The following is a 267-nucleotide window of genomic DNA, read 5'->3' as shown; positions in this document are numbered from 1 at the left end:
GTGCACCACCCACCATGGCAATCAGGTCGGGAATATCATCCGGGCTGTGTGCGAATCCGGTGACGGGCAGGCCTATGCCTTTTCGTGACATTAATTGCATTGATCGCAGCTTGTCGCGTGAACGACTGATGGCGACCGATTCATTTAATGGATATACCCCCATCATTTCGAACTGGCGCAGCACGGCAGTACCATAAAAAGTGATGGAAGCACCGATACGCGGTATCACGGCATCATAGTCTTTGAGCTCGTTACCCTGATAATGCA

The 267-nt window shown here is 51.3% G+C and carries 1 pseudogene; it reads right to left on the bottom strand.

Going from position 1 to position 267, the window contains the following annotated elements:
• Positions 1-267, bottom strand: a pseudogene (locus Q4563_RS20220) (30S ribosomal protein S6--L-glutamate ligase); the annotation flags it as partial.

It is taken from the genome of Gilvimarinus sp. 1_MG-2023 (genome assembly GCF_030548285.1).
The sequence above is the reverse complement of the archived record's forward strand: the minus strand, read 5'-3'. Positions and strand labels throughout refer to the sequence as shown.